The sequence below is a fragment of the Bradyrhizobium sp. genome, from assembly GCF_016462955.1.
Taxonomy (GTDB): domain Bacteria; phylum Pseudomonadota; class Alphaproteobacteria; order Rhizobiales; family Xanthobacteraceae; genus Bradyrhizobium.
Window position 1 is genome coordinate 1 of the sequence record NZ_JAEMSD010000792.1, and the last position, 2,070, is coordinate 2,070.

Annotated in this window: 3 protein-coding genes; 2 read left to right on the forward strand and 1 reads right to left on the reverse strand. The window is 66.2% G+C overall.

Features of this window, described 5'->3' with window-relative positions:
• The first annotated feature begins 230 nt into the window (after window positions 1-230).
• On the forward strand, window positions 231-977 hold the full coding sequence (locus tag JHD07_RS38445) for an SDR family oxidoreductase (RefSeq protein ID WP_291631723.1): 747 nt from the start codon (window positions 231-233) through the stop codon (window positions 975-977).
• Window positions 978-1,101: 124 nt separating this feature from the next.
• Here JHD07_RS38445 and JHD07_RS38450 read toward each other — a convergent pair whose 3' ends face one another.
• Window positions 1,102-1,239, reverse strand: coding sequence for a hypothetical protein (locus JHD07_RS38450; RefSeq protein ID WP_291631726.1), 138 nt, complete (start codon window positions 1,237-1,239; stop codon window positions 1,102-1,104).
• A 448-nt stretch (window positions 1,240-1,687) separates the two neighbouring features.
• Here JHD07_RS38450 and JHD07_RS38455 point away from each other — a divergent pair.
• Window positions 1,688-2,070 (forward strand): MFS transporter (locus JHD07_RS38455; protein ID WP_291631727.1); only part of this gene is annotated, 383 nt, incomplete at its 3' end.

The following is a 2,070-nucleotide window of genomic DNA, read 5'->3' on the forward strand; positions in this document are numbered from 1 at the left end:
CATGCCGTTCCCCTCGGTCGGTCATGTCGCGGCCGCCGGCGAGGCCTTCCGCTGGGTCCCGGTGTTCTGGGACTACTGACCGCGACGAACAGACCGGAGCGCGCGCCCGGGATGAACCCAGCGCGCGCTCCGGGTTACGCCCGTCACGGTGGCCGCAACACGAAAGCCGGCCGCCGCGACCTGCAAAAATCGAACGAGATGGTGCGGTCGGCCGCACGAGAGGCAAGAACATGCAAGATCAAAAGGTCGTCGTCGTCACCGGCGGCACTTCAGGCATCGGCCGCGCAGCGGCGCTCCGTTTTGCGAAACAGGGCGACCAGGTGCTCGTCACCGGCCGCCGGGCGAGCCTGATCCAGGAGACCATGCTGCAACACGCGAACATCGCGGGGATGACGGCGGATGCGGCGTCCGCCGAAGACGCCAAGCGAACCATTGCGATGGCGCTCGACAAATGGGGCCGCCTCGATGCGCTGGTCAACAATGCCGGCGCCGGCGCAATCCTGTCGCTCGCCGATGCGACCGGCGATCGCATCGCCGACATCTTCGCCGTCAACGTGCTCGGCCCAAGTCTGCTCGCATCGGCAGCGCTTCCCCATCTCAAGGCGAGGCGCGGCGCGATCGTCAACGTCTCCAGCACCTTTGGACACAAGGCGGCGGCAGGGCTCTCTCACTACGCAGCCAGCAAAGCCGCCGTGGAGCATCTGACGCGGTGCTGGGCCCTGGAGCTGGCGCCGTTGGGGATCAGGGTGAACGCCGTTGCTCCAGGCCCGACCGAGACGGGGGCGCTGACCGGCATGATGGGATTGTCGGCTCAGCAGGCCGCGGCGGTGGAGGAACAAGAGCGCGCCAGCATCCCGCTCGGCCGCCGCGGTGTGCCCGACGATGTCGCTGAATGGATCGTCCAACTCGCCGGACCCGCCTCGGCATGGGTCACCGGTCAGGTGATCGCCATCGATGGCGGCCTCGGATTGGCATGATCTGGCGCGGCCCATGGCCACAATGGCCCTACCGGCGCGAAAACGAAGGGCACTGAACTTCATCCCTGGCCCGCCGGCGGTACCACGTACAGCGTCAGCGCAAAGACCGCGTAGATCAAGATCATCAGCGCGCCGCATGGCTGAGCAGCGCCGCCAGCGGCACTTTGGCGAGCACCGCCAGCACGAACAGCAACGTGTGGGAATGCGGGACCAGGGCCTCGGCCACCACCACGATGGGCACGAAGGCCAACATCCAGAGCAAAGGGGTTTGCAGATTTCACGGAGCAGAATCTGCATGTCGGCGGCCATTTCCATCGCTGCGCGGTTGGAAAGGGCCGGCCTCCCGCGAGGGGAGTGTTGATCTACCTCAACGTTGATTTCGGGGAGACAAGCGCGCAGGCGATGAAAATGCGGCCTGGCGGGGCCGCTGCACCTTGACAACTTGCCGGTGTTTTGCCCAACGAGTCAACTTGATCGCGGCCGGGAAGGTCACGACCGCGCGTCTCGAAAAATCCCTTTCCGATCAACGGCCCTTCTACTGTGCATGGGGTTGTTTTTCGAATTTGGATTCGATTGTCGCGATCCCTGCTCTATCCGCGCCGCCTCCAGCAGCCTGCGCATACACAGCATGCACGCATGAGCCTGTGGCCGGCCGCCAAGCCGTAGTACACGGCGCATGACCCACGCCGCCGGAGCGACGCGCCAACGCAATGACAATCACGTTACCCTCGGCCGCGCGCGAGTCGGACCAGCCTTTGTCCGACGGCCTTCCCACGGCGCAGCGGCGTTGGGCCATCGCTGCGATCTTCACCGCGCTGGCGATGGCCTCGCTCGACACCGCGATTGCGAACATCGCGCTGCCCGCCATCGCCGCCGATCTGCGGGTCACGCCGGAGCAGTCGGTCTGGGTCGTCAACGTCTACCAGATCGCGCTGGTGGCAACCCTGCTGCCGCTGGGCGCGCTCGGCGAGATCGTCGGGCACCAGCGCATCTATCTCGGCGGCCTGATCCTGTTCACGATCGCCTCGCTGTTCTGCGCGGTGGCATGGTCGCTCGACAGCCTGCTGGTGGCGCGCACGCTGCAAGGACTGGG

What these genes read in the sequence shown, in the direction of transcription:
- JHD07_RS38445 (WP_291631723.1), top strand. Translation starts at nt 231, where the DNA reads ATGCAAGATCAAAAGGTCGTCGTCGTCACCGGCGGCACTTCAGGCATC.